Consider the following 23,965-nt stretch of genomic DNA (forward strand, 5'->3'; position numbering starts at 1 on the left):
CGTGCTTCCCGGCACGCGTCCATGACGCGCGCTTTTTGTTTCGCGTGCCGGGCAAGCTCCGGCGCGCGTACGCGCGCGCTCGTTTAGCCGCGTATTTGGCTGATAAATAAAAGAAGGAGACGTCATGCCCCACAAGGAAGGCAGTCTCGAAGCGCCCACACGCCATCCGCTCGACTGGCGCTCCGACGCTTTTTACGACCAGGCCAAGCTCGATACGGAACTCGCGCGCGTGTTCGATATCTGTGCGGGCTGCCGGCGCTGCGTGTCGTTGTGCGGCGCGTTTCCCGCGCTCTTCGATCTCGTCGATGAAACCGATAGCGGCGAAGCGCACGACGTCGACAAGGCGTCTTTCGACAAGGTCGTCGACCAGTGCTATCTGTGCGATCTCTGCTACATGACGAAGTGCCCCTATGTGCCGCCGCATCCGTGGAATGTGGACTTTCCGCATCTCATGCTGCGGGCCAAAGCGGTTCACTATCGCAAGGGCGACGTAAAGTTTCGCGACCGCGTGCTTTCGAATACCGACGCGCTAGGCCAGATCGCAGGCATTCCCGTCGTCACGCAAACGGTCAACGCGATCAACCACACGAAGGCGATGCGCGGCGCGATGGAAGACATGCTGGGCGTCGATCGCAAAGCGTGGCTCCCCGACTTCGCGACGCATAAGTTTCGTAACGTTGCGAAACGCGCCGCATCGAGCGAGGTGCGCGACGGCGAGCGCACGCCGGGCAAGGTTGCCATTTACGCGACCTGCTACGTGAATTTCAACGAGCCCGGCATTGGCCACGATCTGCTCGCGGTGCTCGACCACAACGAGATTCCCTACGAACTGGTGAAGAGCGAATGGTGCTGCGGCATGCCGCTGCTCGAGCAGGGCAATCTGGAGGGCGTGGCGCACAAGCAGTCGCAGAACATGCCCATGCTTGCGCGTTACGCGCGCGAGGGTTACGCGCTGATCGGCGCGGTGCCGAGCTGTGTGCTCATGTACAAGCACGAACTGCCGCTGATGTTCCCCGACGACGCCAACACGAAAGCTGTGAGCGACGCGTTCTGGGACCCGTTCGAGTATCTCGTGGCGCGTCATCGCGACGGGCTGCTCAAGACCGATTTCCGCGCGCCGCTTGGCAACGTGTCGTATCACGTGCCGTGTCATGCGCGCGTGCAGAACATCGGCCGCAAGACCTTCGACCTGCTTTCGCTCGTGCCCGAAACGAAAGTGACCGTGGTCGAGCGCTGTTCGGGCCATGCGGGCACGTTTGGCGTGAAGAAGGAATTCCACGCCATGTCGATGAAGATCGGCACGCCCGTGTTCAAGCAGATGGGCCAGGCCGAGCCGAACTTCATCTCGTCCGATTGCCAGCTTGCGGGCCATCACATTGCGCAGGGCATCGAGGAGAACCAGCTAGGCGAGCCGCCGCTCGCTCACCCCATTACCCTGCTGCGCCGCGCCTATGGCATTTAGGCCCCGACGCCAACACGCAACATTCACGAGGCACGACTCATGACGATCGCGAGAAATTCGCTGTTGACGCTGGAAGCCTACGCCAAGGTGCGGGGCGATATGCGCAAACGCATCATCGAACACAAGAAGCAGCGCGTGGTGTCGCTCGGTAATCACCTCACGTTCCTGTTCGAGGATGAAACCACGATCCGCTATCAGATTCAGGAGATGCTGCACATCGAAAAGATCTTCGACGAAGACGGCATTCAGGGCGAACTCGCGGCCTATCTGCCGCTCGTGCCCGACGGCGGTAACCTGAAGGCGACCATGCAGCTCGAATACGAAAGCGAAGTCGAGCGTCACGCGGCGCTCGCGCGGCTCATCGGCATCGAGGACAAAGTGTTCGTTCAGGTGGAAGACGAGCCGCCCGTCTACGCGATTGCCGATGAAGACCTCGAACGCGAAAACGCCGAAAAGACCTCGGCGGTGCACTTCGTGCGTTTCGAACTCACGCCGCAGATGAAAACGCGGCTGCGCGAAGGCGCCGCGCTCGCGATAGGCTGCGATCATCCGAATTACCGCGTGCCGACACAGACCATCGACGGGGAAGTGCGCGCCTCGTTGCTCAAGGATCTTGCCTGAGGCGCTTTACACGCCCGATCAAACGTCCTTGCGGTACATGACGAAGCCAGGCTTCACGGCCACATCGTCGTAAAGCCGCATCGCCGTGTGATTCGTCTCGTGCGTGTGCCAGTACACGCGCGACGAATTCGACGCCTTCGCGTGCGCATACACGGCCTCGATCAGCGCGCGGCCCACGCCCTGGCCGCGCGCGTCCTCCACGGTGAAGAGATCCTGCAAATAGCAGATCGGCCCTTCCAGAATCGTGTTGCGGTGATAGATGAAATGCACGAGACCGAGCACGCGTTCGCCGCGCACGGCGATGAACGCGTGCATGGGCTCATAGCCATCGAAGAAGCGCGACCAGGTCGTGCGCGTGATGTGCTGCGGCAGCGCGGTGGCGTCGAAGCGGCCGTAAAAGCGGTTATAGCCGTCCCATAGCGGCAGCCACGCATCGAAATCGTCGGGCGCGACGGCGCGGACTTGAAGCGTCGTGTCGGTCATGTGTTGTCTCCTTGTTTGCAGGCTTGCCCAAACCCCCAAGCGTAAGCGACTTGTGGCACCATTGTTAGTCCCACCGAAACATAGAACCATGGAGCCACGGGTTTGGACTACGCGTTGATGATGGCGGCCTATGCGAAGCGCGCCGTGCGCAAGCTCACGCAGCAGGACCTGCTTTACGAGAGCCTGCGCCGCGCGATTCTTGACGGCGACATTGGCCGCGGCACGCGCCTCGCGTCGAGCCGTGCGCTCGCAGAGCAACTCGGCATTGCGCGCAATTCGGTGCTCTATGCGTACGAGCGGCTCGTGGAAGAGGGTTTTGTCAGCGCTACGCGCCATGGTTCGGTCGTCAACGCGGTCAACGCGACTGCGGCGGCCACGCCTGCACAATCCGCGCTGCGCGAAGATCCCGCGCCTGCGCTCGCGCGCCGCGTGCGCGAACTGCCGCCGCGCCGCACCGGCCGCGACGGTCCCAAGGCGCTGCGCCCAGGCGTGCCCGCGCTCGACGCGTTTCCCTACGCGCAATGGCGCACCGCCGTCGAGCGTGCATTGCGCGAGTTGCGCGCGCACGATCTCGGCTATGGCGACAGCGCGGGCATGCCGGCGCTGCGCCAGGCCATTGCGCAATACGTGCGGGTTTCGCGCGGCGTGCGCTGCCAGCCCGGCCAGGTGTTCGTCACGGAGGGCACGCAGTCGAGCCTCGACTTGTGCGCACGTCTGTTCGCGGACGAGGGCGAACGCGCGTGGATCGAAAATCCGGGCTATCTGGGCGCGCGCGTGGCTTTTACGGCCGCGGGGCTGCAACTCGTGCCGATGAGTGTGGATGCGGCGGGCATGGCGGCGCGCTCCGAGGACTGGCGTGAGCGGCCGCCGCGACTCGTTTATCTCACGCCGTCGCACCAGTATCCGCTTGGCTGCGTGCTGAGCCTCGAGCGGCGGCTCGCGCTGATCGAGCAGGCGCGAGCTTGCGGCGCGTGGATCGTCGAAGACGACTACGACAGTGAATTGCGCCACGACGGACCGCCGTTGCCGTCGATCCAGGGCCTTGCCGACGATGCACCCGTGATTTATCTCGGCACCTTCAGCAAGACGCTCTTTCCGGCCCTGCGCATCGGCTTCATGATCGTGCCGCAGCGTGTGGCGGCGCAGTTCGCGCAGGCGCATCACACGCTCATGCGCCAGGGGCGCGTGGCGGAACAACTGGCGCTTGCGGAATTCATCGAAAGCGGGCGCTACGCGCGCCACTTGCGGCGCATGCGCAAGCTCTACGAAGAGCGCCGCGACGGCCTCGTCGCGGCAATCGACAAACATCTGGCAGGGGTGATGACGGTATCGGCGGACGCGGGCGGCATGCATCTGAGCGTGCGCCTCGACGCAGCGCTCACCGACGCCGATGTGAGCGAAGCCGCGCGCGCCCATGGCCTGCATCTCTCGCCATTGAGCGCGTACTGCGTCGATGCACCGGACGCCACGCGCTACAACGGCTTCCTGCTCGGCTATGCGGAAACGCCGCCGCACGTTGCCGACACCCTCATGCAGACGCTCGCTCGCATCGTGCGCGAACGGCTGGCCGCGGCCGCGCCGCTTACTGATGGCCCGCGATCACATGCGGCAGATAAGGCGCTTCAAGCGATTTGATCTCTTCGTCGGAGAGCTTGAGCGAGAGGGCCGCGACGGCGTCTTCGAGATGCTGCGGCTTCGAGGCGCCGATGATCGGCGAAGTGATGCTGGGCTTGTGCAGCAGCCACGCGAGTGCGACCTGTGCGCGCGAGACGTTGTGCGCACGCGCGATGGTTGCGACCGCATCGATAATGGCTTTGTCCGCGTCGGCGCCGTAGAGCGTCTTGCCGAACTTGTCGGTTGCCTCGCGCTCGCTCGTTTCGTTCCAGTCGCGCGTGAGGCGGCCGCGCGCGAGCGGGCTCCACGGCATCACGGCAATGCCCTGATCGGCGCACAGCGGCAGCATTTCGCGCTCTTCCTCGCGATACAGCAGGTTCACGTGGTCCTGCATGCTCACGAACTCAGTCCAGCCGTTCAGGCGCGACGTGTAGAGCGCCTTGCTGAACTGCCACGCATGCATGGACGAAGCGCCGATGTAACGCGCCTTGCCCGCTTTCACCACGTCATGCAGTGCTTCGAGCGTTTCTTCGATGGGCGTGTTGTAGTCCCAGCGATGGATCTGGTAGAGATCAACGTAATCGGTACCGAGCCGCTTGAGGCTATGGTCGATTTCCGTGAGGATGGCCTTGCGCGAAAGGCCCTGGCCGTTCGGACCGGGCCGCATGCGGTTGTACACCTTCGTAGCGAGCACGATGTCGTCGCGCTTGACGAAGTCGCGCAGCGCGCGCCCGACGATCTCCTCCGAGGTGCCGTCCGAGTAGGTGTTCGCGGTGTCGAAGAAGTTGATGCCGGCGTCGAGCGCCTGGCGGATGAGCGGACGGCTGGCTTCCTCGCCTAGCGTCCACGGGTGCGTGCCGCGCTCGGCCACGCCGTAAGTCATGCAACCGAGGCAAAGACGCGAAACCTGCAGCCCTGTCGAGCCGAACCTGACGTAATCCATTGCTGTTGCTCCTGGCGAAAAGGCGATTCAAGCAGAGGAAGTGCGTGCGCCGCGCAAGGGCGGCGGACTTTCGCAAGGGTATAACAGGCGGGGAGAACGTGCAGGGCGCGCCGCTTCAGAACATTTCCATCACGCGGTGATAAAGCATGCCGATTTCGAGCGCGGGCCGCCGCCACGCGGGGCCGCCGGGGAAGCGCGCGTGCCGCAGTTGCGCGAACAGATCGAACGAGGCGCGCTCGCCCACGATGGCCTGCGCAACGAGACGCCCGGCAATGCCCGTGAGCGCGACACCGTGCCCCGAAAAGCCTTGCACATAGTAATAATTCGGGTCGATCGTGCCGAAGTCGGGCGCTCGGTTGCGCGTGACGTCAACGAAGCCGCCCCACGCGTATTCCACGCGCGCGCCGGCGATTTGCGGGAACGTATCGCTCATGCGCGTTTGCATGGCCGTTGTAAGGCGTTCGGGCGCGGCGCCAGTCGAATCGGCGCGGCCGCCGAACAGCATGCGGTTGTCCGCCGAGACGCGGAAATAGTCGAGAAAGAAGTTGTTGTCGCACACGGCGGAACGTTGCGCGATCAACGAGTCGGCCAGCTCGCGCCCAAGCGGCTCGGTCGCAATGATGTACGACGCGATCGGCGCGATGCGCGCGGCCACGGCGCCTGGCAGTACGCCACCCGGCGCGGCGTTGCTGCACGACACCACGAAACGGCAGCGCACTTCGCCGTGCGAGGTCTTCACCACGGGCCGGGCGCCGCGCACGACTTCGAGCGCGCGCGTATGCGCGAAGAGTTGCGCGCCTTCGCGGCGCGCGGCGGCAGCGAGGCCCAGACAATACTTGAGCGGATGAAGATGGCCCGAGACCGGATCGTAGACGCCCGCGATATAGCGCTGCGACGCCACACGTGCGCGCGTAGCGTCGGTATCGAGCCATTCGAGGCGGTCGTAGCCCCAGCGCGTGCGCGCCGCGTCCATCCACGCGCGCAGATCGGGCACGCGTTTTGTTTTCGTCGCAACGGTCAGATAGCCCGGCGTGAAGTCGCAATCGATGCCATAGCGCGCAATGCGCTCGCGCACGAGGTTCACGCCTTCGATGGAAAGCGCCCACGCCGCGCGTATGCCCTGCGCGCCGAGCTGCTTTTCGAGCACTTCGTCTTTCGCGAAGCCTACGAGCGTCTGCCCGCCGTTGCGGCCCGAGGCGCCCCAGCCGGGACGATGCGCGTCGAGCACCGCGACCGAAAGGCCGCGTGCGCGGCACTCAAGCGCCACCGAGAGCCCGGCGAAGCCCGCGCCGATCACGCAGACGTCGGCGTCGAGCGTGCCTTCGAGCACGGGGTCGTCGGCGGCGGGGCGCGTGGCGGTGGCTTCGTAGTACGAGTGGCGGGCGAGGGCGTCCGCCTGGGCGTCGAGGTCGAGTGTCGTCAAAGCAGGTCCTTCATCCGATACCACGCCATCGCGAGCACGAGGGCAGGGGTTCGCAGTGTAGCGCCGCCGGGGAAATCGCGGTGACGGATCTTGCCGAACAGGTCGAAGCGCGCGGCCTGGCCGTGAATGGCTTCGGCGATCAGGGTGCCCGCGAGTCCCGTGGTGTTCACGCCGTGGCCCGAGAAGCCCTGCGCGAAATACACCGTGGGCGAGAGGCGGCCGAAGTGCGGCGCGCGGTTCATCGTGATGTCCACGTAGCCGCCCCACGCGTAGTCCACCTTCACATCGGCGAGTTGGGGAAACGTTTTCAGCATGTCGCGGCGCATGGCTTCGCCCAGATTGGGCGGCGCGAAGGTGGAATAGCTCACCTTACCGCCCCAAAGCAGGCGCGTGTCCGGCGCGGGACGGAAGTAGTCGAGTACGAAGCGGCTGTCGCATACGGCAGCCTGAGCCGGCATCAGCGCATTCATGCGTTCGGCGCCCAGCTTTTCGGTGGCGATCACATAGGTGCCCACGGGCATGATCTTGCGCGAGAGCGCCGGCGCGAGATCGCCCAAATACGTATTGCATGCGAGCACAACGAATTTCGCGCGCACGTTGCCCCGCGCGGTTTCGACCACATGTCCGCCGTTTTCTTCGCGCAGGTGCGTGACGGCGCTGTTCTCATACACGCGCCCGCCCGCTTCGACCGCCGCGCGCGCAAGTCCAAGCGTGTAGTTGAGCGGATGCAGATGGCCGCTATCGGGATCGTAGAGGCCGCCCGGATAGCGTGACGACGCTACATAGCGACCCACACCGTCGCCGCCCACGTACCGGAAGCGGTCGTAGCCGAAGCGCTGCGCCGCTTCGTCGCGCCAGCGCTTGAGTGCATCCACGTCGCGCGCTTTGTTCGCGGCGGTGAAATAGCCTTCTGTGAGCGCGCAGTCGATGTTGTGCTGCTTGACGCGCCGCTTCACGATGTCGAGTGTTTCGAGGCCCATGTCCCACACCTGACGGACCTCGGCTTCGGGCATGAACTGCGCGAACGTGTCAATGTCGCAGGCAAATCCGCCGATCAACTGCCCGCCGTTGCGGCCGCTTGCGGCCCACCCCACTCGCGAGGCTTCGACGAGCGCGACGCGGTGGCCGCGCTCAGCGAGGTTGAGCGCGGCGGAAATGCCCGTGAGGCCCGCGCCGACCACACAGACATCGGCATCGATCGCACCTTCCAGTGCGGGGTGCGTGGCGGTGTCGTTGGCGGTGGCCGCGTACCACGACGGGGCATGAGGCTGATTGGCGAATTTGAGCATAGGAAAAGCGTACCAGGAAACAGCGGGCGACAGCACAAGGCCGACGCCCGCTGCGACTTCATCAGAACGAGTAGATGAACTGCGCGCCGAGCAAATCGTTGCTCTTGCTGTACGAGCCGTCGCTGTTCAGGAACACGCGCTGCGTGGCCCAGTCGTGGCGATATTCCACCTTCACCTGGATCTGCTGCGTCGGGAAGAACAGCAGGTCCAGCGCTACGTCCTGGCGCGTCGCGCCCTTGCACTCGAAGCCAAATCCGCCGCCTGCCTGCGAATTCGCCAGGCAGTCCGCACCAATGCCGAAGCCGTTGGCCGTGTCCATGCCGTTCGAATTCAGCACGATGCCGCCGCCGCCGCCGCCGTTCTTGCTGTTGGCGAGCAGGTCGTAGCGTGCGGTCACGCCCATGCGGCCCACCACCGGTGCGTTGAACTTGCGGTGTGCGAGCAGCGAGAAGCCGTACCACTGCGCGTTGCCGCCGTTGAACGCGGCGCGCTGCTGCTGGCCGTAATCGACTTCGGCGTTGTACTGGATGTCCGCTTGCGTGTAGGTCGCGTCCACTTCGCCGAAGAAGAAGTAGCCGCCCGAGCTCGATGCCTGGCCGCCCACGCCGTACACGGCCTGGCCCGTCGTCGAATCGAATGCGCTCGGCAGCGTCTGGCGGCCGATATTGAACGAGCCGCCAACGTCGAGCGCGCTCGACCAGGTGTAGTCGGCGCGCGCCGTGAAGGTCGGGATCCTGTTGCTCGTGGTGATCGGGTCGCCCAGTGCGTTCTGGCCCGTCTGCACGACCGCGCCGTTGGTGCGGTACTGCTCGTTGCCGACCATGAACTTGAACGCCCACTGGCTGCCGTCCGGCGTGTAGTTCCAGCCAATGCCCACATAGCTGCCCGGATCCGAGAAGTCGTAGAGCAGGTTGTGCGTGAGCGTGAGCATCTGGTTGGACTGCTGCACCTCATAGCCGCCGAAGCTCGGCATGAGACCGGCGACGAACGTGCCCGTCGAGGTCACCGGCACGGTAACGACCGCCGTGTTCAGGATGTTGTTGCCGATCTCGCCATGCTCGTTCTGCAGCAGCGTGATGCCGTTGCCGCGGTTGGGCATGAGCGTGATTTCGGCCGAAGGCGCCATCGGGCCTACGCCGAAGGTCTTCTTGATGTCCAGATAGACATCGCCGAACGTGCTGTTGAAGTAGTTATACGCACCCGTATGGTTCGCGAACAGGAACGACGAAGTACCCGGCGCGCGGTTGTAGATATACGTCGGGTCGATGTAGCCGGTGATCGAAAGGCCCGCGAGCGGCCCGGTATTGGCGGCGTCGGTGAGCGAATCGACCTTGAGCTGCTGGCTCGCGATCTGCTGCTTCATCGCATCGACCTGGTCGTTGGTCAGGTTCGCCTGCGCCTTGCCGTAGTCGGGCGAGCTGATGTCCACGACCGGAGCGGCGGCGGTGACCGGTGTGGCCGGCATGGCCGGCGCCGTGGCTGCCGTCTTCGCGGTGGGCTTCGATTGCGCCAGTTCGGTCTTGAGTGATTTCACCTCTTTTTGCAGGGCATTCAGCTGCGCCTGCAGGGCCTTGATCTGTTCGCTGGTCGAGTCCGCTAGCGCGAGCCCTGGCAGCGCCCCGGCCACCAGCAGACAGATTAACTTCTTCTTCATCGAAATTCTCCTTGTTGGTCGTTATTGCAATCAGTTCGAGTGCGGTGAGGAGCGGCGCGACCCGCTCCTTTTTGCCTGGCAATCCTCATCAGGCCGCGCGGCGACCGATGGGTGCGCCCACCGCGCCAGCGGGCGCTGCTGGCTTGATGGCTTCTGCGGCATCGGGCTGGACGAAGGCGAGCTGCATGTCGCGCAGGCGCTTCTTTTCGCGCGCCGACATGATCTGGTTGGCGGCGATCACGCCGATCGTCACCGCGCTGATGAAGAGCGTGGCAAGCGCATTCATCTCCGGATTCAGGCCGAGACGCACACGCGAGAACACCACGAGCGGCAGCGTGGTCGAGCCCGGGCCCGAGAGGAACGCGGAGAGCACGAGGTCGTCGATCGAAAGCGTGAACGAGAGCAGCCAGCCCGAAATGAGCGCCTGCGAGATCAGTGGCAGCGTGATGACGAAGAACACCTTGAAGGGCGTAGCGCCAAGATCGAGCGCGGCCTCCTCGAGCGACTTGTTCATCTCCTTCACGCGCGACTGCACGATGATCGCCACGTAGGACACGCACAGCATCACGTGACCGATCCACATGGTCAGGACGCCACGACCTTTCGGCCAGCCGAGGAACTGTTCCATCGCGACGAACAGCAGCAGCAGCGAAATGCCCTGAATGACTTCGGGAATCACGAGCGGCGCGTTGATCATGCCGGCGAAGAGCGCGAAGCCCCTGAAGCGGCCCATGCGCGCGAGCACGAAGCCGGCCCACGTGCCGATCACAACCGATGCGAATGCCGTCATCAGACCGATCTTCAGCGACAGCCACGCCGCGCTGAGCAACTCCTCGTCCTGCAGCAGCGCCGAATACCACTTCAGCGAGAAGCCAGACCACACCGTGACGAGCTTCGACTCGTTGAACGAGTACACGACGAGGCTGATGATCGGGATGTAGAGGAAGAGGAATCCGAGGGTGAGAACGCCCGCGGAAAGCGTACGGTTGGGCTTGATCATTTGCCTTCCTCCAGTTGCTTGACCTGGTTGTGCTGAAAGAGGGCCATCGGCACGAGCAGCAGCAGCACCATCGCGACCGTCACGGCGGAGGCCATCGGCCAGTCCATGTTGTTGAAGAACTCATCCCACATCACGCGGCCGATCATGAGCGTGTCGGCGCCGCCGAGCAGTTCGGGAATCACGTACTCGCCAACGGCCGGAATGAACACGAGCAGGCTGCCCGCGATGATTCCGTTCTTCGAGAGCGGCAGCGTGATCCGCGTGAACGCCACCCAGGGCTTCGCGCCCAGGTCATAGGCGGCTTCGAGCAGCGTGAGGTCCATCTTCACGAGGTGCGCGTAGAGCGGCATCACCATGAACGGCAGGTACGAATAGACCATGCCGATATAGACGCCCGCGTCGCTGTGATAGAGCCGCAGCGGCGAATGGATGAGGCCGATGGCCATGAGCGTGTGATTGAGCAGGCCGTCGTCTTTGAGGATGCCGATCCACGCATACACGCGGATCAGGAACGACGTCCAGAACGGCAGCATCACGCCCATCATGAGCAGGTTGCGCGTGGCGGGATTCGAGCGCGCGATGTAGTAGGCGATCGGATAGCCGATCAGGAGGCAGAAGATGGTGGAAACGGCCGCCATCTTCAGCGAGCTGATGTAGGTGGCGATGTACAGGTCGTCCTGCAGCAGGAACGCGTAGTGGCCGAGCTGCAGTGCGAAGTGCACGACGCCGTCCTTCATCTGCACCAGGTTCGTGTAGGGCGGCACCGCCATCATCTGGTCGGCGAAGCTGATCTTGAACACGAGCACGAAGGGCACGGCAAAGAACAGCGTGAGCCAGATGAACGGCACGCCGATCACGGCGGTGCGGCCCGAGGGCACGAAGCGAGAGAAGAAGCGCGCGAGCGCGCCACGGCGGGCGTCTGCGGCTGCACGGCCTGACCCAGGCGTGGTGGGAATAGTGGTACTCATGATTCAGGCCTCCTTACTGCGTGAGCACGACGCCGCTGGCCGGCGACCAGGACACATAGACGTCGTCGTTCCAGGCGGGCGCGCCCTCGTTCATGAGGTGCGAGCTGGAGAGGTTCGAGACGACCACCTTGCCGCCTGGCAGGCGCACGTGATAGAGCGAATAGCTGCCCATGTAGGCAACATCCGTGACCACGCCGCGCGCCCAGTTGTGCGGCGTGCCGGGCTTTTCGCGCGTCACGCGCACGCGCTCGGGGCGCACCGAAATACCGACGGGCATGCCGAGCGGCCCGGTCACGCCGTGGCTCACGTACATGCGCGTTTCGAGGTCTTCGCTTTCCACGAAGATGTGATCGGGTTCGTCCTCGACGACCTTGCCTTCGAACAGGTTGGTCGAGCCGATGAACTCGGCCGAGAAGCGGCTGTTGGGGAACTCGTACACTTCGCCCGGCGAGCCGATCTGCACGATGCGGCCCTCGCTCATCACGGCGAGGCGGTTGGCCATGGTCATCGCCTCTTCCTGATCGTGCGTGACCATCACACAGGTGACATCGACCTTCTCGATGATGTTCACGAGTTCGAGCTGGGTCTTCTGGCGGATCTTCTTGTCGAGCGCCGACATCGGTTCGTCGAGCAGCAGGAGCTTTGGGCGCTTCACGAGCGAGCGCGCAAGCGCCACGCGCTGCTGCTGGCCGCCGGAGAGCTGATGCGGTTTGCGCTTCGCGTAGCGGCCCATCTGCACGAGGTTGAGGGCATCGGCGACGCGCTCGCGAATCTCGTTCTTCGGCACGCCTTCCTGCTTGAGGCCGAACGCGACGTTCGACTCCACGCTCATGTGCGGGAAGAGCGCATACGACTGGAACATCATGTTGACGGGGCGTCGGTACGGGGGCAGCGACGCGAGGTCTTCGCCGTCGACGAAGATGCGGCCCGACGTGGCCGTTTCGAGGCCCGCGAGCATGCGCAGCAGGGTGGACTTGCCGCAGCCCGAACTGCCGAGCAGCGCAAACAGCTCGTTCTTGGCGATGTTCAGGCTTACGTTGTCCACGGCGGTGCTGTCGCCGAACTTCTTGACGACGTTTTCGATACGCACGAACGCGTCGTTCTTTGCCGGGGTCGCGTTGGCGCGCAGAGCTTCTGGGGCGTTGACTTTAGACGTCGAATTCATGATCTGATCTTGGTTCCTTTCTGATCGCAGTACGCGTTTTTCAGGCGCGAGTCGCCCCGCACGGGGCGCACGGTGCGACTCGCGATTAGTACTGCGAACGGAGCTCGGGAATGGCTCGCGCGCGTCGTCAAAAAAGGGGGGCGGCGCTGCGCGGCCGGACTTCGGAATTGCACACTTCAGGCGGAGAGGGGTCGAGCGATCCCTCTTCCGCGTCGTCTCCTTCTTGTTTCCTTCAGGGGGTGATCAGGGTGTCAGTGGCCCGTCTTCAACTGGGCCCACAGGCGGTTTTCGAGGCGCAGAATGTCAGCCGGCATCGGCTTCATCAGCGTCATCTTCTTGAGCACGTCTTCCGGCGGGTACACCGTCGCGTCCTGCGCAACTGCCGGGGTCACGAACTGGCGTGCGGCCTTGTTCGCGGTCGGGTAGAACACTTCGTTGGTGATTTGCGCGTTGACCTTCGGGTCCGAGATGTAGTTGATCCACTTCATCGCGTTCTCGGGGTGCGGCGCGTCCTTCGGGATGACCATCACGTCGAACCACAGCAGGCCGCCTTCCTTCACGTTCGAGAACTTGACGTCATACGAGCGCTTGGCTTCCTCTGCGCGGCGATGCGCGATGCCGACGTCGCCCGACCATGCCACGGCGACGCAGATGTCGTTGTTCACGAGGTCGTTGATATAGCCCGACGAATTGAACTGGGTGATATACGGGCGGACTTTCTTCAGCACTTCAAACGCGGCCTGGTAGTCGGCGGGGTTCGTGCTGTTGGGGTCCTTGTGCATGTATTGCAGCGTCGCGGCAAACACGTCCACGGCCTGGTCGAGGAACGACACGCCGCAGCCCTTGAGCTTCGAGAGATTCTGCGGGTCGAACACGAGCGCCCAGCTATCTACGGGCGCGTTCGCGCCGAGCGCCTTTTCCACCGCCTGCTTGTTGTAGCCGATGCCGTCGGTGCCGAACGCCCAGGGCACGCCGTACTGATTGCCCGGATCGGCGTCGGCGATCATGTGCATGAGCACGGGATCGAGGTTCGCGAGGTTGGGGATCTTCGACTTGTCGAGCTTCTGGTACACGCCGGCCTGAATCTGCTTGGCCATGTAGTTCGATGTGGGCACAACGATGTCATAGCCCGAGCTGCCGGCGAGCAGTTTGGCTTGCAGCGTATCGTCGCTGTCGTAGTTGTCGTACTTGACCTTGATGCCCGCTTCTTTTTCGAAGTTCGGGATGGTGTCCTTCGCAATGTAGTCGGACCAGTTGTAGACGTTCAAATCGCCGTCGGCCGCGTGTGCAGACTGGCTCGAGATGGCCGTGAGGCCCGCACACGCTGCGAGGGCCGCAAGTGCGACCGCATGACGAAGATGACTAACACTCATGTTGCTTTCCCCTGAAGATGAAGATCGGCGGGAGGCCCAGCACCCCGTTGCACCGCCCGCCGTGGACAAGTCGCGTTAAGAAAGACCCAGCTGTTGCGCAGTTGCGTCGATGGCTCTCTTCGCCTTCGACACGATTTCATCGATCTCGCCGCGCGTGACGACGAGCGGCGGCGAGAGCAGCATGCGGTCGCCCGTGGCGCGCATGATGAGATTGCCGTTGAAGCAGAAGTCGCGGCAGAGCGTGCCCACGTCGCCGCCATTCGCGAAGCGCTTGCGCGCCTTCGGATCTTCCGCGAGCTGCAGACCCGCCACGAGACCCGTACCCGAGATGTCACCGATGATCGGATGATTGGCGAAGGTCTCGCGCAGGCGTTGCTGGAAGTACGGGCCGGTGTCGTTCTTCACCTGCGTCACGATGCCTTCGTCGCGCAGCAGCTTGAGGTTCGCAACGGCCACGGCTGCCGCCACGGGATGCCCCGAATACGTGAGGCCGTGATTGAAGTCGCCGTTCTCGATGAGCGCTTTGGCCACGCGGTCGTGAATGCCCACCGCACCCATCGGCACATAGCCGCTCGTGAGGCCCTTGGCCATCGTGATGAGATCCGGCTCGAAGCCGAAGTGCTGATGCGCGAACCATTCGCCGGTGCGGCCAAAGCCGCCGATCACTTCGTCGGCGCAGAGCAGGACGTCGTACTTGCGGCAAATGCGCTGAATTTCCGGCCAGTAGGTGGAGGGCGGGAAGATCACGCCGCCCGCGCCCTGGAACGGCTCGCCGATAAAGGCGGCCACGTTCTCCGCGCCCACTTCGAGAATCTTCGCTTCGAGCTGCTGTGCACGCGCGAGACCGAACTCCTCGGGCGACATGTCGCCTTGTGCTTCGCCATAGAAGTACGGCTGGTCGATGTGCACGATGTTCTCGACCTTCGAAGGCATTTGCTCGTGCATGTAGCCCATGCCGCCCAGCGTGCCGCCCGCGATCGTCGAACCGTGATACGCGTTCCTGCGCGAAATGACGACCTTCTTCGAGGGCTTGCCTTGCGTGAGCCAGTATTGATGCACGATGCGCAGCACCGTGTCGTTGCCTTCGGAGCCGCTGTTGCAATAGAAGAAGTGGTTGAACGGCTCGGGCGAAAGCTGTGCGAGCAACGCCGACAATTCAATGACCGGCGGGTGCGTGGTCTTGAAGAACGTGTTGTAGAAGGGCAGTTCCTGCATCTGCTCGTAGGCGGCGTCGGCCAGTTCCTTGCGGCCATAGCCCACGTTCACGCACCAGAGCCCGGCCATGCCGTCGATGATCTGGTTGCCTTCCGAGTCCCACAGGTACACACCTTTCGCCTTCACGATCACACGGCTGCCCGCCTTGTTCAGCGACCCCATGTCCGAAAACGGATGAATGTGATGCGCGGCGTCCAGCGCGCGGTATTCGCTCGTCGAGCGCGTCGTGCGGGTGGGCTGGGCGCGCAGCGTCGTCGGCACTTCCTGCAGCGCGCTCGCGGGGGCGTCGATTCGATAGCTCATTACTTTGTCTCCTTTCGTTTACACGTGCAGCAGCAGGTGCTTGCGTTCCCACGAACTGATCACGCGGAAATACGCTTCGTATTCGGTTTCCTTCAGCGCCAGGTAGGCGCGCACGAACTTCTCGCCGAGGAGGTCGTTGAGCGGCTCGCACGCGCTCATCAACGTGAGGCCCTCTTCGAGGTTGCGCGGCAACTGGTACGGCAGCGCGTAGCCGTCGCTCACGAGCGGCTCCGTGGGCTTCAGGTGCTGCGTCATGCCGAGATAGCCGGCCGCGAGTGTCGCGGCGATCGCGAGATACGGGTTGGTGTCCACGCCCGGAATGCGGTTCTCCACACGGCGCGCAGCCGGCGACGAATACGGCACGCGAAAGCCCACGGTGCGGTTGTCGTAGCCCCACGCGACGTTGATCGGCGCGGCCATGAAGCGCGACAGGCGGCGATACGAGTTGATGTACGGCGCGAAGATCGGCATCAGCGCTGGCGTGTACTTCTGCAGGCCGGCGATGTACGCATGGAACATGTCCGTGGGCTTGCCGTCCGAACCCGTGAAGAGGTTCTGGCCGCTTTCCGCCGAGATGAGGCTCTGGTGAATGTGCATGGCCGAGCCCGGCTCGTTCTCCATCGGCTTCGCCATGAACGTGGCGTACATATGATGGCGCAGCGCGGCTTCACGCACCGTACGCTTGAACAGGAACACGCGGTCGGCGAGACCCAGCGGTTCACCGTGCATGAAGTTGATTTCCATCTGCGCGGCGCCGACCTCGTGAATCAGCGTATCGACTTCGAGGTCCTGAATATCGCAGTACTCGTAGATGTCTTCGAAGAGCGGATCGAACTCGTTCACCGCTTCGATCGAGTACGCCTGGCGGCCGGTTTCCGGACGGCCCGTGCGGCCGATGGGCGGCGCGAGCGGAATGTCCGGGTCCTTGTTCATGTCGACGAGATAGAACTCGAGTTCTGGAGCAATGATGGGCTTCCAGCCCTTCGCTTCATAAAGTTCGAGCACGCGGCGCAGCACACGGCGCGGCGAGATCTCGACGGGCGTGCCGTCGAAGTGGACGCAATCGTGAATCACCTGCGCCGTGGGATCGACGGCCCACGGAATGATGCGGATGGTGGACGCGTCCGGCACGCACACCATGTCGGGATCGGTGACGCCGGTGAGGCTGCCGTCTTCGGGATAATCGCCCGTCACGGTCTGGATCATCACGGCTTGCGGCAAGCGCATGGACTCGCCCGACTCGAACTTGCTGCGCGGAATGATCTTGCCGCGCGCGATGCCCGCCATGTCGGGGATGATCGCTTCGATTTCGGTGATGTGGTGCTTCTTCAGGAATTCGTCGATTTCATGCATGATCTTTCTCTCTGTTCTGTATGGGCCGGCATCAGGCGTGGACGGCGCGCGGCGCGTGCGCCACGTCGTGTCCGGCCCCGCCCGGTATTCGGGCCAGCATGTGGTTGCGGCAGGCCTCGCCGAACGCGTGGAAGATGGCGGTGGACAGCGCGTCGTCGGCATGTTTCCACTCGGGGTGCCATTGCACGCCAAGCGCGAAGCTGTGCGCGTTCGCCACGCTCACCGCTTCGATGAGGCCGTCGGGTGCGAATGCCTCGGCCACGAGGCCCGCACCCAGCCGCTCGATACCCTGGCCGTGCAGTGAGTTCACGCGTGCTTCGCGTGCGCCGCCTGCGAGCCGTTGCAGCAGACCGCCTTCCACGAGCTTCAACGCGTGCGCCGGACCGTATTGCGTGTCGAGCGGATCGTCCTTGTTCTCGCGATGGTCGTCGTAGCGTGCGACGTTATGCACCTGCTGATGCAGCGTGCCGCCGAACACCACGTTCATCTCCTGGAAGCCGCGGCAGATGGCGAGCACCGGCACGCCAGCCTCGATCGCGGCGCGCATGAGCGGCAGCGTGGTGGCGTCGCGAGCGGGGTCGTGCAGCGTGCCGGCTTCGCTCGCCGGGCCGCCATAACGATGCGGCTCGACGTTCGAATAACTGCCCGTGAAAAGCAGTCCATCGACGGCTTCGAGAATGTCGGACGCAGCCTGCCGCTCGCCAAGTGCCGGCAGCACGAATGCGAGTGCGCCTGCGCCGTCCACCGCTGCGCCGATGTACTTCTCACCAGCAACGTGTGACGCGTGCGCTCCCATCATCGTGCGGTCTGCGGTGACACCAACTATTGGTCTGGTTCGCATGACTAATGATTCGCTTGCTTGCCCGTGCGGAACATATCGATGCGACGGGCGTGACATGACCTTGCAGCCTTGCGGGACGCAAAACTACAAACCCTGTGTGCTCCGCGCAGCGGCGCTAACGCATGGCGCTGCGCGTGGAGATCATGTAGGCGGTTCGTTTCTTGCCGTTGTGAGGCGCGACTGTGTTCAGGCGTGCGCAACCACATCGTAGAGGCGCGACGAGACACCTCGCGAACAAACGACGGCGAAGAAAACGAACGGCGCAGGAAGGAGAGGCGCTAGGGCAGCAGCGACGCGACTTCGTCCGTATGGACGGCAATGAAGGCGCGCGCGGAGACGGAGTTATGACGCCGAACGGAGCGGCGGGAAAGGATCGTGAAGACGGACAGGAACAGGCGAGAGGCAAGCCTGCCGCTACTGCCGTCGGCGATGGCGGAGCAGTCACTGCGAAGACACCTCGCATGACTACGATCCCACCTCACCAGAGGGCCACGGACTCTCACAATAACACTCGACTGGTTGCGTTGAAAAAGACGTCTGGATCAAGCATTCGAGGCCGTCAATTTGAGCGATGCATTAAACATTGAACGACATCGATGTATGGCTTTCCAAACTCAGCCGACTCGCTATGTTTCTCGCATAAAACGCGGTTTTTGCGTTGCAACGCGACAGAAACGATGCAGTGTTCGACCTGTAGTTCAGCATATACGAGTCAAAAAGGGCGTCAATTATTTTTTCACGTTTTTGATGTCAGCACTTTCCCCGAGTGCCCCGAGAAATAGCACGCTGTGCGAAATATCGGCACCTGTACTTATATTTCGAATAACTTACAGGGGTTTGTACTGACGCAAAATAAAGCAAACTGATTAGAATATTCAACACGTCCACCGCGCTCCTACGCGCACCCTGCCAACGGTTCTTCATCGTGTCCGAGTCTTCCTCTGTGTCATCCGAAGTCGCCACGCGCCTGCGCTATGTTCGCAAACGCTATGGGTTGTCGCAGCGTGAACTCGCCAAGCGTGCGGGTGTGACCAATGGCGCGATCTCGCTGATCGAGCAAAGCCGCGTCAGCCCCTCAGTGGGCTCGCTCAAGAAGCTGCTCGAATGCATACCGATGAGCCTCGCCGAATTCTTCACATTTGATCTGACCGAAGGGACAGAAGTCGTGTCGCGGCGCGGCGAAATGCCGAACCTCGGCAACGAATCGATCGAGTTCTATCTGGCCGGCGCGAACGTGAAGGACCGCAACATGGGCATCATGCGCGAGGTCTATCAGCCGCTGGCCGACACTGGCCCTGAAATGCTGGTGCATGCGGGGCACGAAGGCGGCGTGGTGGTCGTCGGGCAACTCGAGCTGACCGTGGATGGCACGACCTGGCTGCTCGACCCCGGAGACAGCTACTACTTCGAAAGCCGCTTCCCGCACCGGTTTCGCAACCCCAGCGCGAACGAAGTCTGCGAAGTGGTGTCGGCCAATTCGCCGCCCACCTTCTGACTCCCTGATCGCGCGAACCTGTTCCTCCTCGCTCCGCCATGCGGCGCGCGAGGTGGATCGCAAATCATTGAGGCATCCTGATGGAAAAGAAAACTCTCGCTTACTGGCAGGACAAGGCCGCGACGCTTTCGATCGAAGGCCGTGCATACATCGACGGCGCGTACCGTGACGCCTATTCGGGCCGCACGTTCGACTGCGTGAGCCCGATCGACGGCCGTGTGCTCGCAAGCGTGGCCGATTGCGGCGCAGCCGATGTCGATGCCGCGGTCGGCGCCGCGCGCCGCGCGTTCGACGAAGGCGTATGGGCAGGCCTGAATCCGCGCGCGCGCAAGGCCGTTCTGCTGCGCTGGGCTGCGCTCATGCGCGAGCATCTCGACGAACTGGCATTGCTCGAAACGCTGGACGCAGGCAAGCCCATTGGCGACACGACCACCGTCGACGTGCCGGGTGCGGCCTACTGTGTGGAATGGTTCGCGGAAGCCATCGACAAGGTCGGCGGCGAAGTCGTGCCTGCCGATCATCATCTCGTGGGGCTCGTCACACGCGAGCCCATTGGCGTGGTCGCCGCCGTCGTGCCGTGGAACTTCCCGATCCTGATGGCCTCGTGGAAGTTCGGGCCCGCGCTCGCCGCGGGCAACAGCGTCGTGCTCAAGCCATCGGAGAAGTCGCCGCTCACGGCTATTCGCGTGGCGCAGCTTGCGCACGAGGCCGGCATTCCTGCGGGCGTGTTCAACGTGCTGCCGGGCGGCGGCGAGCCCGGCAAGCTGCTCGGCTTGCATCGCGACGTGGACTGCATTGCGTTCACCGGATCGACGAATGTGGGCAAGCAGATCATGCAGTACGCGGGCCAGTCGAACCTCAAGCGCGTGTGGCTCGAACTTGGCGGCAAGTCGCCCAACATCGTGCTGCACGATTGCCCGGATCTCGACCGTGCCGCAAACGCAGCGGCAGGCGCCATCTTCTACAACATGGGTGAGATGTGCACGGCGGGCTCGCGTCTGCTCGTCCATCACGAGATCAAGGACGTGTTCCTCGCGAAGCTCGTCGAGGCCGCGAAGGCGTACAAGCCTGGGAATCCTCTCGATCCGGCTGTGTCGATGGGCGCGATCATCGACAAGATTCAGCTAGAGCGGGTGCTGAGTTATATCGAGGCCGGCCGCAAGGACTCGAAGCTGCTCACCGGCGGTGAGCGGGTGAATGCGGAGGGCGGCGGCTTCTACGTGCAGCCCACGGTGTTCGATACGCATCACGACACGAAGATCGCTCGCGAGGAAATTTTCGGGCCGGTGCTCTCGGTCATCACGTTCAACACGATCGACGAGGCGGTGCGCATTGCCAACGATAGCGACTACGGGCTCGCAGCGGCTGTGTGGACCGCCAATCTCATGCATGCGCATGATATTTCGCGCCGCCTGCGAGCGGGCACGGTGTGGGTGAACTGCTACGACGAAGGCGGGGACATGAACTTCCCGTTCGGCGGCTTCAAGGAATCGGGCAACGGCCGCGACAAGTCGTTGCACGCGCTCGAGAAGTACACGGAACTCAAGTCCACGCTCGTGCGGCTGCGCTAACGCAATTTACCGCTCCACCAGCGCGCCGAGATTGGCGCGGACCCGCTGAAGCATCGCACTGAACTGCTCAGCTTCTTCAGGCGTGAAGCCCGCCAGGGCTTCCGCCTGCACTTCGTCGCCCACGCGGCGTGCGCCCGTGAGCACGCCTTCCGCCTTGGGCGTGAGGCTCACCAGCAATTCGCGGCGGTCGTCCGGGTTGGGCGTGCGCTCGACCCAGCCGCCTTCTTCCATGCGCTCCAGCAGCCGCCCCGCGGAAATGGGCGCCACTTCCAGCAGCTCGGCAAGACGTGCCTGGTTCATGTCGCCGTAGTGCGCGAGGTACGCGATCATGCGGCACTGCGCGCGCGTGAGTTCGAGCGACGACTTCGCAAGCTCGTCGTAACGTTTGCCGTAGAGCCGGCCCACGTCGACGACCAGGAAGCCAAAGCGTTTTTCGAGGTCGGTAGTCATCGCGCGATTATACGGGCGTGTGGCTCGCGCCTTCGCGCGAGCGTCGTCTCCCGTCCGATACCGATTGCGTCCACAGGCGCGAGTCGTATAATAAGCAGGCTTATTAATTCGACGCTGCGCCCCCAATCACGATAGACGCAAGACAACCGCACGATGACCGCAGTCATGCAGGACGGCGCCGCCGCGCAGCATCGGGCGGAGTCGGGCAAGGAAGCCCCGCTCAATCGCGGCATGATCACGCTCTCGATCATGCTTGCCACGCTGATGCAGACGCTGGACAGCACGATCGCCAATGTCGCGCTGCCGCATATGCAGGGCACACTGTCCGCCTCTCAGGACGAGATCACCTGGGTGCTCACCTCGTATATTGTCGCGGCGGCCATTGCTACCCCGCTCACGGGATGGCTCGCCGATCGCTACGGCGTGAAGCGGCTGTTAGGCGTGGCGATCGCTGGCTTCACCGTGGCCTCGGCGCTATGCGGGCTCTCCGAAACGCTTGGCGAGATCGTCGCCTCTCGGCTCTTGCAGGGCGTGTTCGGCGCGTCGCTCGTGCCGCTCTCGCAGTCCATTCTTCTCGACATCAACCCGCGCGAGCGCCAGGGACAAGCCATGGCGGTATGGGGCATGGGTGTGATGGTGGGACCCGTGCTGGGGCCCACGCTGGGCGGCTGGCTCACGGATAGTTACAACTGGCGCTGGGTGTTCTTCATCAACGTGCCTGTGGGCCTGTTCGCGTTCTTCGGCGTTTCGACCTTCATGCCCGCGCGTACGCCGGGCCGCACGCAGCGCTTCGACGTGTTCGGCTTCGCCACGCTCGCGCTCGCCATCGGTGCGCTGCAGGCCTTGCTCGACCGCGGCGAGCAGCTTGACTGGTTCGGCTCGCTGGAAATCCGCATCGAAGCGCTGGTTGCGGTGATTGCGTTCGCGTTCTTCATCGTGCATACGGCATCTTCAGGGCCCGGCACGTTCTTTCGTTACCAACTGCTGAAAGACCGCAACTTCGCGACGGGCACGCTCTTCATTTTCGTGATTGGCGCGGTGCTCTATGCCACGCGCGCGCTGCTGCCGCCCATGCTGCAGAACCTCATGGGCTATCCGGTCGCCACTACGGGGCTCGTTACCGCGCCAAGCGGCGCGGGCACCATGGTCGCCATGCTGATAGCGGGGCGCATACTGAAGCGCGTGGACCCCCGCGTCATGCTGCTGTTCGGCTTCGTGGTGTCCGCTTACGCGCTTTGGCAGATGATGCAGTACACGCTCGTGCTCTCGCCCTCGGATATCGTGTGGCCCGGCGTGGTGCAGGGTTTTGGCCTCGGCTTCGTGTTCGTGCCGCTTTCCGCGCTGACTTTCTCGACGCTTACGCCGCAACTGCGCGCGGACGGGACGGCCACGTATAGCCTCATGCGCAATATCGGCAGCAGTATTGGCATTTCGATCGTGCAGACCTTTGTCACGCGCGGCACGCAGATCGCGCATTCGGATCTCGCCGCGAATATCACGCCGTTCAATCCGGCAGTTCAGCAGATGCTCGAAAGCGGTTCGCGGTACGATCTTGCCGTGCTCAACCAGTCGATCACGCAGCAGGCCCAGATGATCGCGTACCTGAACGACTTCAAGATGATGTTCGTGGCCACGCTGCTCGTGATTCCGCTGCTCTTTCTGATCCGCACCGGCCCGAGCGCCGCTACCGTCGATACGAGTCACGCGGCCATGGACTAGCGAAACTGCCTGTCTTGCGTTTTACCCTTGCGCGCGGCACGTCCGCGCGCTTTGCATTCACGAATCCCGATGCTTTCTGCCGTTTCCATTCTCTTGCCGGTTTTCGGCCTCATTTTCGCGGGCTTCGCCTGCCGTCGCACGAATGTCCTCGGCCCCGCCGCGGCTTCCGAGCTGAACCGCTTCGTTGTATGGCTTGCGCTGCCCGCGCTGCTGTTCGATATCCTTGCGCACGCAACGTGGCACGAGTTGTATCAGCCCGCATTCGTCGCGGCGTTCGGCCTTGCCGGGATCGCGGTGTTCGTCGCCGTGGTGGGTGTGCGCGTGTTCCTCGGCCGCCCGCTCGCGGATGCGAGCATCGATGGACTTGCTGCCGCGTATCCGAATACCGGCTACGTCGGCTTCCCGCTGTGCATGATCGCGTTCGGACCGTCGAGCCTCACGCCCACGACCATCGCGACGATTCTCGTGGTCTGCGTGCTGTTCGCCATTGCGATCGTGCTGATCGAAACGGGCCTGCAAAGCGAGCGGCGTCCGCACCGGCTCGCCATCAAGGTCGTACGCTCGCTACTGCGCAATCCGTTGCTGGTTGCGCCGGCGCTGGGGGCGGTCGTTTCCGCAGCACATGTCACGCTGCCCGCGAGCGCGGAGACGTTCCTCAAGCTGCTGGGAGGCGCTGCGAGTCCGTGCGCGCTCGTCAGCCTCGGCCTCTTTCTTGCCGAGCGCCGTGCCAGTGGCGACGCGCCGCGCGAGTCGTCGTGGTGGCTCACGCTCTCCAAGCTTGTCGCGCAGCCGCTCATCACCTGGTGGCTGGCCGAGCGCGTATTCGGGCTGTCCGACCAGCTCGTGGAAATTGCGGTGCTGCTCGCGGCGCTGCCCACGGGCACCGGCCCGTTCATGCTCGCCGAGTACTACCGCCGCGAGGCGCACGTGACTTCGCGCACCATTTTGCATTCCACTCTCGGCTCGCTCGTCACGCTCACGCTGATCCTGCTGCATCTGCACCACGGCTGAAAGCCGGCGTGG

21 protein-coding genes are annotated in these 23,965 nt (G+C 63.6%); 7 read left to right on the forward strand and 14 right to left on the reverse strand.

Annotated elements, in window-relative coordinates; translation table 11 throughout:
- The first annotated feature begins 124 nt into the window (after positions 1 to 124).
- Together L0U83_RS14595 and L0U83_RS14600 are read left to right on the forward strand one after the other, a co-directional pair.
- Positions 125 to 1,462 carry a heterodisulfide reductase-related iron-sulfur binding cluster gene (locus L0U83_RS14595; protein WP_233884058.1) on the forward strand — a complete coding sequence of 446 codons (1,338 nt, stop codon included), beginning with the start codon at positions 125 to 127 and terminating at the stop codon, positions 1,460 to 1,462.
- A 39-nt stretch (positions 1,463 to 1,501) separates the two neighbouring features.
- Entirely contained in the window at positions 1,502 to 2,083 is a 582-nt protein-coding gene (locus tag L0U83_RS14600) for a DUF3501 family protein (RefSeq protein WP_233884060.1), read from the forward strand.
- A gap of 18 nt (positions 2,084 to 2,101) precedes the next feature.
- Here L0U83_RS14600 and L0U83_RS14605 read toward each other — a convergent pair whose 3' ends face one another.
- Complete coding sequence (locus L0U83_RS14605; protein ID WP_233884062.1) at positions 2,102 to 2,566, reverse strand: GNAT family N-acetyltransferase; 465 nt, start codon at positions 2,564 to 2,566, stop codon at positions 2,102 to 2,104.
- Between the two features lie 102 nt (positions 2,567 to 2,668).
- Here L0U83_RS14605 and pdxR point away from each other — a divergent pair, with 102 nt between their 5' ends.
- Positions 2,669 to 4,201, forward strand: a complete 1,533-nt coding sequence (pdxR, locus tag L0U83_RS14610; protein ID WP_233884064.1) for a MocR-like pyridoxine biosynthesis transcription factor PdxR — start codon at positions 2,669 to 2,671, stop codon at positions 4,199 to 4,201.
- Here pdxR and L0U83_RS14615 read toward each other — a convergent pair.
- The 12 genes from L0U83_RS14615 to L0U83_RS14670 form a co-directional block, all read right to left on the reverse strand.
- A complete protein-coding gene (locus L0U83_RS14615; RefSeq protein WP_233884067.1) occupies positions 4,149 to 5,123 on the reverse strand; it encodes an aldo/keto reductase in 975 nt (324 codons plus the stop codon). The two genes, pdxR and L0U83_RS14615, sit on opposite strands and share 53 nt — an antisense overlap.
- Positions 5,124 to 5,238: 115 nt before the next feature.
- Entirely contained in the window at positions 5,239 to 6,546 is a 1,308-nt protein-coding gene (locus L0U83_RS14620; RefSeq protein WP_233884069.1) for an NAD(P)/FAD-dependent oxidoreductase, read from the reverse strand.
- Positions 6,543 to 7,835: an NAD(P)/FAD-dependent oxidoreductase gene (locus tag L0U83_RS14625; protein ID WP_233884072.1), complete on the reverse strand. Its 1,293-nt coding sequence runs from the start codon at positions 7,833 to 7,835 to the stop codon at positions 6,543 to 6,545. Before L0U83_RS14625 ends, L0U83_RS14620 begins: the two co-directional genes overlap by 4 nt.
- A gap of 61 nt (positions 7,836 to 7,896) precedes the next feature.
- Complete coding sequence (locus tag L0U83_RS14630; RefSeq protein ID WP_233884075.1) at positions 7,897 to 9,489, reverse strand: DUF3138 family protein; 1,593 nt, start codon at positions 9,487 to 9,489, stop codon at positions 7,897 to 7,899.
- Positions 9,490 to 9,577: 88 nt separating this feature from the next.
- A complete protein-coding gene (locus L0U83_RS14635; RefSeq protein WP_233884078.1) occupies positions 9,578 to 10,489 on the reverse strand; it encodes an ABC transporter permease subunit in 912 nt (303 codons plus the stop codon).
- The gene (locus L0U83_RS14640) at positions 10,486 to 11,457 is read right to left on the reverse strand and encodes an ABC transporter permease subunit (RefSeq protein ID WP_267939365.1); all 972 of its coding nucleotides are present in this window, start codon (positions 11,455 to 11,457) and stop codon (positions 10,486 to 10,488) included. The genes L0U83_RS14635 and L0U83_RS14640 overlap by 4 nt, the downstream gene beginning before the upstream one ends.
- A gap of 13 nt (positions 11,458 to 11,470) precedes the next feature.
- Positions 11,471 to 12,622 carry an ABC transporter ATP-binding protein gene (locus tag L0U83_RS14645; RefSeq protein WP_233884079.1) on the reverse strand — a complete coding sequence of 384 codons (1,152 nt, stop codon included), beginning with the start codon at positions 12,620 to 12,622 and terminating at the stop codon, positions 11,471 to 11,473.
- Between the two features lie 251 nt (positions 12,623 to 12,873).
- The gene (locus L0U83_RS14650; RefSeq protein WP_233884080.1) at positions 12,874 to 13,995 is read right to left on the reverse strand and encodes a polyamine ABC transporter substrate-binding protein; all 1,122 of its coding nucleotides are present in this window, start codon (positions 13,993 to 13,995) and stop codon (positions 12,874 to 12,876) included.
- 75 nt (positions 13,996 to 14,070) lie between these two features.
- Positions 14,071 to 15,513: an aspartate aminotransferase family protein gene (locus tag L0U83_RS14655; RefSeq protein WP_233884083.1), complete on the reverse strand. Its 1,443-nt coding sequence runs from the start codon at positions 15,511 to 15,513 to the stop codon at positions 14,071 to 14,073.
- A gap of 18 nt (positions 15,514 to 15,531) precedes the next feature.
- Positions 15,532 to 16,866, reverse strand: coding sequence for a glutamine synthetase family protein (locus L0U83_RS14660; RefSeq protein ID WP_233884085.1), 1,335 nt, complete (start codon positions 16,864 to 16,866; stop codon positions 15,532 to 15,534).
- Between the two features lie 31 nt (positions 16,867 to 16,897).
- Positions 16,898 to 17,707, reverse strand: a complete 810-nt coding sequence (locus L0U83_RS14665) for a gamma-glutamyl-gamma-aminobutyrate hydrolase family protein (protein ID WP_233884086.1) — start codon at positions 17,705 to 17,707, stop codon at positions 16,898 to 16,900.
- A gap of 278 nt (positions 17,708 to 17,985) precedes the next feature.
- Positions 17,986 to 18,210: a hypothetical protein gene (locus L0U83_RS14670; RefSeq protein WP_233271840.1), complete on the reverse strand. Its 225-nt coding sequence runs from the start codon at positions 18,208 to 18,210 to the stop codon at positions 17,986 to 17,988.
- 440 nt (positions 18,211 to 18,650) lie between these two features.
- Here L0U83_RS14670 and L0U83_RS14675 point away from each other — a divergent pair, with 440 nt between their 5' ends.
- Together L0U83_RS14675 and L0U83_RS14680 are read left to right on the forward strand one after the other, a co-directional pair.
- Complete coding sequence (locus L0U83_RS14675; protein ID WP_233884087.1) at positions 18,651 to 19,202, forward strand: cupin domain-containing protein; 552 nt, start codon at positions 18,651 to 18,653, stop codon at positions 19,200 to 19,202.
- 80 nt (positions 19,203 to 19,282) lie between these two features.
- The gene (locus tag L0U83_RS14680) at positions 19,283 to 20,773 is read left to right on the forward strand and encodes an aldehyde dehydrogenase (protein WP_233884088.1); all 1,491 of its coding nucleotides are present in this window, start codon (positions 19,283 to 19,285) and stop codon (positions 20,771 to 20,773) included.
- Between the two features lie 6 nt (positions 20,774 to 20,779).
- On the opposite strand, the gene L0U83_RS14685 is transcribed toward L0U83_RS14680, so the two are convergent.
- On the reverse strand, positions 20,780 to 21,223 hold the full coding sequence (locus L0U83_RS14685; RefSeq protein ID WP_201697296.1) for a MarR family winged helix-turn-helix transcriptional regulator: 444 nt from the start codon (positions 21,221 to 21,223) through the stop codon (positions 20,780 to 20,782).
- Between the two features lie 231 nt (positions 21,224 to 21,454).
- Here L0U83_RS14685 and L0U83_RS14690 point away from each other — a divergent pair, with 231 nt between their 5' ends.
- Both L0U83_RS14690 and L0U83_RS14695 read left to right on the forward strand, forming a co-directional pair.
- Positions 21,455 to 22,942 carry a DHA2 family efflux MFS transporter permease subunit gene (locus L0U83_RS14690; protein ID WP_233886521.1) on the forward strand — a complete coding sequence of 496 codons (1,488 nt, stop codon included), beginning with the start codon at positions 21,455 to 21,457 and terminating at the stop codon, positions 22,940 to 22,942.
- Positions 22,943 to 23,011: 69 nt separating this feature from the next.
- The gene (locus L0U83_RS14695) at positions 23,012 to 23,953 is read left to right on the forward strand and encodes an AEC family transporter (protein WP_233884090.1); all 942 of its coding nucleotides are present in this window, start codon (positions 23,012 to 23,014) and stop codon (positions 23,951 to 23,953) included.
- Positions 23,954 to 23,965: the final 12 nt, after the last annotated feature.

Source organism: Paraburkholderia flagellata (assembly GCF_021390645.1).
GTDB lineage: Bacteria > Pseudomonadota > Gammaproteobacteria > Burkholderiales > Burkholderiaceae > Paraburkholderia > Paraburkholderia flagellata.

What these genes read in the sequence shown, in the direction of transcription:
- L0U83_RS14650 (WP_233884080.1), bottom strand. Translation starts at nt 13,995, where the DNA reads ATGAGTGTTAGTCATCTTCGTCATGCGGTCGCACTTGCGGCCCTCGCA.
- L0U83_RS14595 (WP_233884058.1), top strand. Translation starts at nt 125, where the DNA reads ATGCCCCACAAGGAAGGCAGTCTCGAAGCGCCCACACGCCATCCGCTC.
- L0U83_RS14680 (WP_233884088.1), top strand. Translation starts at nt 19,283, where the DNA reads ATGGAAAAGAAAACTCTCGCTTACTGGCAGGACAAGGCCGCGACGCTT.
- L0U83_RS14630 (WP_233884075.1), bottom strand. Translation starts at nt 9,489, where the DNA reads ATGAAGAAGAAGTTAATCTGTCTGCTGGTGGCCGGGGCGCTGCCAGGG.
- L0U83_RS14655 (WP_233884083.1), bottom strand. Translation starts at nt 15,513, where the DNA reads ATGAGCTATCGAATCGACGCCCCCGCGAGCGCGCTGCAGGAAGTGCCG.
- L0U83_RS14615 (WP_233884067.1), bottom strand. Translation starts at nt 5,123, where the DNA reads ATGGATTACGTCAGGTTCGGCTCGACAGGGCTGCAGGTTTCGCGTCTT.
- L0U83_RS14660 (WP_233884085.1), bottom strand. Translation starts at nt 16,866, where the DNA reads ATGCATGAAATCGACGAATTCCTGAAGAAGCACCACATCACCGAAATC.
- L0U83_RS14690 (WP_233886521.1), top strand. Translation starts at nt 21,455, where the DNA reads ATGATCACGCTCTCGATCATGCTTGCCACGCTGATGCAGACGCTGGAC.
- L0U83_RS14685 (WP_201697296.1), bottom strand. Translation starts at nt 21,223, where the DNA reads ATGACTACCGACCTCGAAAAACGCTTTGGCTTCCTGGTCGTCGACGTG.
- L0U83_RS14665 (WP_233884086.1), bottom strand. Translation starts at nt 17,707, where the DNA reads ATGCGAACCAGACCAATAGTTGGTGTCACCGCAGACCGCACGATGATG.
- L0U83_RS14635 (WP_233884078.1), bottom strand. Translation starts at nt 10,489, where the DNA reads ATGATCAAGCCCAACCGTACGCTTTCCGCGGGCGTTCTCACCCTCGGA.
- L0U83_RS14640 (WP_267939365.1), bottom strand. Translation starts at nt 11,457, where the DNA reads ATGAGTACCACTATTCCCACCACGCCTGGGTCAGGCCGTGCAGCCGCA.
- L0U83_RS14695 (WP_233884090.1), top strand. Translation starts at nt 23,012, where the DNA reads ATGCTTTCTGCCGTTTCCATTCTCTTGCCGGTTTTCGGCCTCATTTTC.
- L0U83_RS14605 (WP_233884062.1), bottom strand. Translation starts at nt 2,566, where the DNA reads ATGACCGACACGACGCTTCAAGTCCGCGCCGTCGCGCCCGACGATTTC.
- L0U83_RS14625 (WP_233884072.1), bottom strand. Translation starts at nt 7,835, where the DNA reads ATGCTCAAATTCGCCAATCAGCCTCATGCCCCGTCGTGGTACGCGGCC.
- L0U83_RS14600 (WP_233884060.1), top strand. Translation starts at nt 1,502, where the DNA reads ATGACGATCGCGAGAAATTCGCTGTTGACGCTGGAAGCCTACGCCAAG.
- L0U83_RS14645 (WP_233884079.1), bottom strand. Translation starts at nt 12,622, where the DNA reads ATGAATTCGACGTCTAAAGTCAACGCCCCAGAAGCTCTGCGCGCCAAC.